Here is an 8,073-nt window from a genome sequence, read left to right as displayed (position 1 = left end):
TCAAAAGGATCTATAGGTAAAAAAGGTACAAAAACGAGTACGACAAGTACAAGAGGACGAGCTTTGCTCGTTCGATTGTACGAAGGATTACGAGATAAGGCGGTTAGCTCGTCTAACTGCCTTCATAGAGATGTATAAAGAAGCACAAACGCTAGAGCGTTCGGCTTGAATTAATGAATTTCATGTACCTCGCAAGCGAGTTACTTAAAATTAAACAATTCTTTTATTTCTAATAAGTACTCAATGATTATCTGGTCGGCACTGCGTGCCTAAAGTATTCGTGAGTAACTACCGCACTTCGCTTTGCTCCGCTTGCTTAGGTCGTCGGCTGTTGAAGCCTCCCACAACTGGAACCATACATACTGTTAGGGAACCCGATGAAATTAGTTGGTTTAATATTGGTGAAATTTCAATTTAGTCTCGTGTGTATCGGAAGTAATTTTTCAAATGCCTACCATCTTGAAAATATTTTTCTATACATCTGATTGTTCTTACATAAGGTGTATCAATTTCAGGATCACATAACTGCTTTTGAAAGAAAATGATCTTTTCTACTAATACGTCTACATCCTGATACCTCGGGGGGGAGGTTGGTTTAACTGGATCGTGACGTTGTATGAAATCATTATCAAATCGTGGGGAAAAGTCAGGAGCTTCTCGTTCAAGAATTTCTGATAAATAGATAGTTATATTATGGACGGTATTGAAAAGTACTTTGCCTATAAGAAATGTGTCAAAAAGTTCTTGCTTTTTTTTTGGAACCATTTCCCAACCATAAATCTCTAGAGATTGTAATGTTTCTCTTATTTCTTTCTCAAGTCTTCGTCCTTCTTTAAATCCTGTCTCTAAACTCTTTAAATCTACTGGTAAGGTTTGAGGTAAATAACTTATTTCTTCTTCATCCTGAAACACGCCAACACCTCCATTTACATATGAGGGAACTTCGATATCTAATACATTGAGAGACGAAAAATTAAGATTGTCTCTATATTTCGGTATAAGCTCAAGTTGAAGCTTTTTTATTAATTCATAGCCATCTTTTTTTATAAAATCAGAGAAGTAATCTTTTGCAAATACAAATGCTCTGTATGCTGCATATGCCATTACTATATTGCAGGAAGCGGAAATCCAGTCAGAAAGATTACCTACATCTTTCTTTAAAGCTGCGGTGATAACCAGCCAAAGGGAAAGTACTAATAGCACCATCAAAGATAATTTAACAAAAAGGTTGTAGATCTTGCTTATCATGGTCTTATCCTAAAGCCGTGAAAATAATAAGTATCATAAAGCTGGTGAGTAAGATAGTTTGTACTAAATAAATTACTTAATCAACAAGGACATACTATGAGAATTGAATTTAACTTATATGACGACGATACTTTCTACTTCCTTTACGTTACTAATGAGGTACGCATAGAGACAGATGGGCAGGAAGGGTTACTGATAGAAGACCGAAACGGCGAGGTGCAGACCATTTGCGACCCAGTGAAGTACTTAACCATTGAGCAGCACGAGGACAAGTACTTCAATGAAAGCTTAGCTAATACACATCTCGATACATTGATAGATGCTGTGAAAGCACTCAACCACAGCTTTAAGAGGATTAACCTTCAGTAAAAGTATCTTTAAATTTTAATTCCAAAATTATTTTATAATGATTTAGAACTTCGTTTTCCATCACGCTCAATGTCGAGATGCTACTTGATACTTGTTTGCAGCTATATGTTGAATCTGGATATTCAATCTCTAAATTATACATTATGATATAGTTGACTATATTAAAATATTCTGTTGATATTTTTATGAAAGCTTGAAATTCATTAGGGTGTTTGATTTCAATGTGCCAGCGGCCAATCCTCATTAACATATTTTCAACATGATTTATTTTTTTCTTTATATCAATAATTTCATGGTAAATTTTTTCAGAATTCTTTAATGCTGATTCTAGGCTGTAATTTTCATGATTTTCCTCGGGTTTTGATGCCATATCAATAATTTCAGTGTTATGTATAACCCTTGCTGTCAACGTTGGTAAAACATCTACTATTTCATCAATAGAATCTAATATTTTATACCCGCGAGCTAAACCTTCACTATGAACTTTTTCATCAAGAAATTTCTTGGCTCTTATTGCAATTTTTAAAGTTATGATTACTGTGCAAGCATTTACTATAAAGCTAAACCAGTCGGGAACAGATCCCCAATCATAATTAGCTAAAGAGTTTGCTATTATAACACTGCATACTAAAAAAGGAGGCGTCAAAAGTATAAGAAAAACCCATTTAAGCACTTTCATAAATAACCTCTAGCATCTTTTAATAGACCTCATTGCTTTAGTGGGGGTTAGTTGCAATAATAAGATAATATGGATAATGAATAAATTTTATTCTGTTCGCACTATGAGAATTATTACACACTTTGAGAGGATAAAGAATGTCACGCCAAAGTTTTTTACAAGGCTTAGGAGCAACTTGCAAAAATTGGAACTGGAGCTGGTCTTTCATAGATGTAACTAACAAAAAGATTATTTTTGGTGCATGGGAAGACTTAAAAAGTGAGGACGGTCAAAGAGTTCTTATCCTGTCTGATGATTGGAGTAGAGGTAAAGATAATGCTCCTAAACTAGGTTATAAACAATCACTAGAGCATATCGAAAAAATATTATTAGAAGGGTATAGCCTTCACACTTTTAGCCAAACTCGCCATCCTAAAATCGATGAAAGAGAAACCGCAAGTATCAAATCGTTCGTTGATGAACTTCAACCAATGTACTTAGAACGGATTGATAACGGATGGTATGCTACTGTCGAAGAGGCGTTTTCCTATTCATTAGATTTAGTTGAAAAATATTATGAGGGTCAGCCAAGAGAAAGACTTATAACGTATTATGAAAGAGATCCAATTGCTCGAAGAAAATGTATTGAGTATCATGGTTTAAGCTGTAAGGCTTGTGGTTTTAATTTTAAAGAGGTATATGGCGACTTAGGTGGGAATTATATTCATGTTCATCACAAAGTAAAATTATCCTCTATAAAAAAAAGATATGCGGTAGATCCTATTAAAGATCTTGTTCCTTTATGTGCTAATTGCCATTCGATGATACATATCGGTACAGAAATGAAAACAGTTGAAGACTTAAAGAAAATAATTGAGGTTAACCACTCTCGTTTGACCGGCTTTAAGAAATTGAATAAAGGTAAAAAATACCTATAATTGAAGCTGCCTTGTAGCTTTATTAGATGAGTGTTCTGCAAAAGCTAAATCCTTAGTTACAAGGCAATCTTCAAAAAATATCTTCTTAGAAAAATCAGCAATATATGAATCTCATTATCTCGGCTAATTTATTTTGACATTCAGGATGTAAAGTGTCTGTATTATCTACGAAAGATCTTATCTTTTTCCAAGCATTAAATGGTTTTCCACCGTCAGTGGGTGTTTTTTCGCCTGAGCTAATATTCCATAGCACATGCTCAAAAGTATCATCAACTTTATATACCTTATCAATTCCAGCTATAGATTCGATTTTAGCATTGGCACAATATTCATTAAACCCAGTAAGTTCAGCTAGTTCTTTATCTGAAAGACCTTTTCTATCAAGGTCATGAATTATTTTAAATGGTATTTTTAAACCAACTAATATTCTAGCAATCGCTGGGATTGTCCATTTCCCGCCAGCCGATACTATAGTTGTATCCTTAATTAATTCAGTCGGTATTGCTAGTTTTTTGCAAATTTGCTCCGCAAAACGTAATACTGCTACCTCAGTATCCCCCTCAACAACCACAACACGTTTAGCAAAGAAAGCCTCGCAAACAGTAGGATGGAAATCTAAAGCAGCCCTAAGCATGTCTCTCTCATTATACAAACCATCATTTTCAAATATAGTTTTTGAAATTTGATGTACAGTGCGTGTGTCATTTTCATGTTCCTTAATAAGCTTTAAGGAAGTTGGGTTTTCAGCAATATCAATCAAAAAGGGTGAGTGTGTACTTGCAATTACTTGCCAGTTGGCATCATTAGATTTTTCCCTCAAGCAATTTCTGAGGATTCTCATTAAATGCGGATGGATATAAAGTTCTGGTTCTTCATATAAGATTACGGTTGATCTGTTACTTGCTGAGGCTGTAAATAAAGCGTTTGTTTCTAAAAGTGCATATGCTAAAGCCCGTTGAACACCGCTCCCTTGATAATCAAGTTGTGTTTCAAGCTTATCTTCTATAAGTAATGTAGCCGCCTTCATAAATACTTGGTCAAGTTCTATTTCACCTACAGAAAGCTTCACTTTTGACTTGAAGTCCATAATTTGATTAAGCGAGCCCGAAATGCTGCCCATCAAACTATCTATACCTTCAATCAATTCTCCTGGTACTTCGCCTCTCATTTTCATCTGTAAATGCTTGGCAGAGTCAGTGTAGGAAGTGAAAGATTTATCTTGTTGTAGAACAGGAAAAATTAAATTTGTAAACAAGAAACCAAATGGTGTGCCTTTTTGAGATTTTAGGTCATCTTCTATTTTAAAACATGCTGGTATATATAAAACATGCGGTATGGCTTGCTGAAGGTGATTGTTTATACTGATGCTTTCCGATGACCATTTATGACTTACTTTTACTTCATCAGGATGTTTTTCAAGAGCTATTTCTTTAATTAAATCATAATTCTCTTTAAATAAAGGTGCGGTATTAAACCCGTTCTCATCTAATATATCTTTTATTATTGGTATGTTGCGTGCTTCTGTTATTTTATTTGTTAAGCCTTCTATTTCAATAACTCGTGCATAAGCTTCATACTTTGCTTTATCTATACAATTAAGTTCATTATTCCAAGAGGCTGTAACCCTTAACTTTAAAGTATTTTCATTAACTAACTTAGCAATCGAGGGTTTTTTCAACTCTTCATCAGTGAGGTCGGAAAAAGTACCCGCTATTATCATGATACTTTCACTAGCCTTACGAAAAGGCCAATCTTCCGAAGTTGGATTCGAAGTATTTAACAATAACTGAATTGCTTTAAGAATAGTAGACTTGCCAATATTATTGGAGCCAATGAGTGTATTGAAGTCTTCTAAGTCAATTTTTGCGTAGCCAATGCCGCGAAAATTTGTAATTTCTATTTGCCTAAGTTTCATTACAACTCCATTGCAAAATCTAAGTAAGCGATTCTCTAAGGTATAGGATTTTTCTTAAAATAATAAACAAATTTTTTTAATTGTGATTTAAATAATAACTAGTGTTACTAAGCGAGATCAGCTACCTAACTTCCAGCCTGAAAGAGCCAAGAAACTACCCTTGATACCTCCATTATGATCACTAAGAGATTCTATAAATGTATCCTTATTAAAAGGATAGAAGAGAAAGACTAACTCAAGGTTCTTGATGGTTCTTGATGCTTAAGTGTGGGAATTACAAAGTTATCTTCTGTTATATTACTTCATTGAGCAGGATACATACACCATTATGGTATAAAGCCCACAAATAGTGGGCTAAAAAAATCAACAGTTCCTCACTATTTTATCGTATCGCTCTACAAACGTAATTATCTTTAATTCGTCTTGATTATAAGTATCAACCCATTTTCTCATGGCGTCTTCGATTATATAAAGAAAATCAATTAGATTAAAATAGGTAGTGTCACCGATAGTACTTGTTTTAAAAGCATTACGGTTATGAATAGCAAAGCTTATCCTCCTAACCTTTCCTTGTTTTACTTTCTGGCTATCCAAATTTGACATATGGATTAGGGAATTACGAAGCTCCCAAAGTTCTTCACCAGTTACTTCAAGAGGCGATATATCAGCATATAAAGCTATCCATTTTGTGAAGTTATGATGTTCACCAATATCTACCCAAGCAATAGTATCTATGAAAGAAAAAAGTAGTTTAACGCAGCTAAGGTAGTGCTTATTGTTGAAGAGATAATGGATTGGCGTAAAATGATCATCATTTAGAAGTTTAGCCATATCAAATTTATTACCATCATAATAATCAGTGAGGTAGTCATTGGTGGTAAGGAATTCATAACCAGAAAACTTATCTATGTGATGCTGTCGTAACGGCTCGAAATTAAGGCGATTATCATCTATTACTTTGCCATTTTTAATGGGGGTAATGAGATGCAAATAAAATTCATCAATATCAAAATCAGAAAGAGCTTCTGAAAAAATATAAGTTAATGTGTCAGTACGCATCATCGCATTAACTTTGTTGATGGAAATACCATTTTCTTTATCTTTAAGAATATCAGGTATTCCGGCATAAGTTACATAGGGTAAATCATTGCCTACCTTCGATAAGAGGAAGTTACACAATTCCTCTTCACTTCCAGAACGCTCATAGATTTTATAAGCCACATGAGTTATTAAATCATCAGTTGCAAAATAATATAGGTTTAATATCTTATGCATCATAAATCCTTAATAGCGTATGAGGGATTTAATTATCTTTCCATCATCTCAATAATTAATCGCTTAGTTTCAATAGAGCATAGAGCTACGTAAGCTTCTTCATCCTTAGCTTGTACTTGTTCGATACGTTTACTTAATTGGTTGATAAACTCTTTGCTCTTAACTAACTCTATAACTGAGTTAGCAAACTCTTCTTTCTTTTTCTTAGAGTAAAGAGAAGGAACAAAGGAACCTACAGCAGCAGTAGTGCCTTGCCATTGTTGCGGCGTTACAGCCTGTTCTGTTGCTGTACTTAGATCTTCTTTATTCTTGTCCTTGTACATATATCTAAATGCAAAAGCAAATGTAGCAGTAATTGCTTCAATAATTTGAGTTTGTACAGACTTTGGTAGTTTAGTGAATAAGGATATAAGATCAAATATAAAGCTAAGCATGATGAAGTTCCTAGTTAGTCTATTGAAAGATTATCATGAAGTACTTTGTAATGCTATTGGCAAAGATAAATACCAAAACAAAATTTTTTTGAAAAATGAAAAGGTACTCCGCCAAAATTCCAAAACATCGCGTAGTTTCGCCGCTCGATGTGTTTTTTGTATGTGAAGTTTTGAAACCTATTCATTCAGCAGAGGAAAAGATGACATATAGCCAGCTAGCAAAGATCTATGGATACGATCCAGTAATTGTAAGCAGGGACTGGACTTCGAGAGGACTAGATATTTCCCTAAGCGAAGACGAGATCTACCAGTGGGTAGCAGACAATGTACTAACACCGCTTAGAGGCCAGACAGATTTAAAAACAGAAACGCAGATAGAGCAGCTAAGGCTTGCTAAAGCGAAAGCAGACATTGAAAAAATGGAAGCAGATTTAAAAAGGAAAAATTTAGTAGAAGTAGATTACGTAACAGAAACACTATCAGGTTACTTCAACCAATTAAAAAACATGTTACGCAGTATACCTAATACTACATACATCGAATTATTTTCAAGCGAAGATGCAAACCAGCTTAGAGAAAAACTAAAAGATAAAATTGATGAAGTACTTCGTGACATTGGAAGTTACGACTATGAAGAGGAAACTGAAAATGGATTTTCAGAATCAGAGGAAACTGATCAAGATACTGAACAAAGCAGTGATGGCGATACTACCGCCAGAGAAAATAAAACCGAGTGATTGGGTACAGAAAAATTTAAAGTTCTGTGATGGAGAGTTACAGGGATCTCCAATGCGGTTGTATGAGTTTCAAAAACAGCCGTTAGATGCAATAACTGAACAGGGTGTACGTAAAGTAGTTTTAATGTCATCAGCACAATTATTAAAAACAACAATAGTTACTGGTGCATCACTTTACTTTTTACACCACGATCCAAGTAATATGGTTATTGCAGGAACAACTGCGAATACTATCAAGAAGTATAAAAATGGTAAGTTTGATCCTACCATTCAGTTAACACCAAGCCTTGCAGAACTAATTACAAGTAAAAGCGACAGAACTAAAACTAACGATGCTACTACTCAAGAAACAACTCTAGGTACTTTCAATTACTTTGTAAGTCTATCGAGTCCAAGTACCTTACGCGGCCTAACAGCCAAGCGGGTATTCTGCGACGAGATTTCAGGTGTGGATACAGAAGGTACAGAGGGAAACCCCATCGCTCTTGTATCCCAGTGA

The 8,073-nt window shown here is 34.6% G+C and carries 9 protein-coding genes; 4 read left to right on the top strand and 5 right to left on the bottom strand.

Annotation, left to right across the window (positions count from 1 at the left end):
• Positions 1-414: 414 nt before the first annotated feature.
• On the bottom strand, positions 415-1,248 hold the full coding sequence (locus EPE01S_RS22325) for a hypothetical protein (RefSeq protein WP_062749580.1): 834 nt from the start codon (positions 1,246-1,248) through the stop codon (positions 415-417).
• 96 nt (positions 1,249-1,344) lie between these two features.
• On the opposite strand from EPE01S_RS22325, the gene EPE01S_RS22320 reads away from it, so the two are divergent.
• Positions 1,345-1,617 (top strand): hypothetical protein, encoded by a 273-nt coding sequence (locus tag EPE01S_RS22320; protein ID WP_062749578.1) that lies wholly within the window; start codon positions 1,345-1,347, stop codon positions 1,615-1,617.
• Here EPE01S_RS22320 and EPE01S_RS22315 read toward each other — a convergent pair.
• Positions 1,604-2,296, bottom strand: coding sequence for a hypothetical protein (locus EPE01S_RS22315; protein WP_062749576.1), 693 nt, complete (start codon positions 2,294-2,296; stop codon positions 1,604-1,606). The genes EPE01S_RS22320 and EPE01S_RS22315 overlap by 14 nt on opposite strands.
• A 137-nt stretch (positions 2,297-2,433) precedes the next feature.
• Here EPE01S_RS22315 and EPE01S_RS22310 point away from each other — a divergent pair, with 137 nt between their 5' ends.
• Positions 2,434-3,213, top strand: a complete 780-nt coding sequence (locus tag EPE01S_RS22310; RefSeq protein WP_062749574.1) for an HNH endonuclease — start codon at positions 2,434-2,436, stop codon at positions 3,211-3,213.
• Between the two features lie 94 nt (positions 3,214-3,307).
• Here the strand turns inward: EPE01S_RS22310 and EPE01S_RS22305 are convergent, their stop codons facing one another.
• The 3 genes from EPE01S_RS22305 to EPE01S_RS22295 form a co-directional block, all read right to left on the bottom strand.
• The gene (locus tag EPE01S_RS22305; protein ID WP_062749572.1) at positions 3,308-5,128 is read right to left on the bottom strand and encodes an ATP-dependent nuclease; all 1,821 of its coding nucleotides are present in this window, start codon (positions 5,126-5,128) and stop codon (positions 3,308-3,310) included.
• A gap of 363 nt (positions 5,129-5,491) precedes the next feature.
• A complete protein-coding gene (locus EPE01S_RS23285) occupies positions 5,492-6,403 on the bottom strand; it encodes a hypothetical protein (RefSeq protein ID WP_062749570.1) in 912 nt (303 codons plus the stop codon).
• Between the two features lie 32 nt (positions 6,404-6,435).
• Positions 6,436-6,837 carry a hypothetical protein gene (locus EPE01S_RS22295; protein WP_062749568.1) on the bottom strand — a complete coding sequence of 134 codons (402 nt, stop codon included), beginning with the start codon at positions 6,835-6,837 and terminating at the stop codon, positions 6,436-6,438.
• 200 nt (positions 6,838-7,037) lie between these two features.
• Here EPE01S_RS22295 and EPE01S_RS23680 point away from each other — a divergent pair, with 200 nt between their 5' ends.
• Both EPE01S_RS23680 and EPE01S_RS22285 read left to right on the top strand, forming a co-directional pair.
• Positions 7,038-7,574 (top strand): hypothetical protein, encoded by a 537-nt coding sequence (locus tag EPE01S_RS23680; protein WP_062749566.1) that lies wholly within the window; start codon positions 7,038-7,040, stop codon positions 7,572-7,574.
• A complete protein-coding gene (locus tag EPE01S_RS22285) occupies positions 7,537-8,073 on the top strand; it encodes a phage terminase large subunit family protein (protein WP_167550599.1) in 537 nt (178 codons plus the stop codon). Before EPE01S_RS23680 ends, EPE01S_RS22285 begins: the two co-directional genes overlap by 38 nt.

The sequence above is a fragment of the Erwinia persicina NBRC 102418 genome (assembly GCF_001571305.1).
Classification (GTDB): Bacteria; Pseudomonadota; Gammaproteobacteria; order Enterobacterales; family Enterobacteriaceae; genus Erwinia; species Erwinia persicina.
The sequence above is the reverse complement of the archived record's forward strand: the minus strand, read 5'-3'. Positions and strand labels throughout refer to the sequence as shown.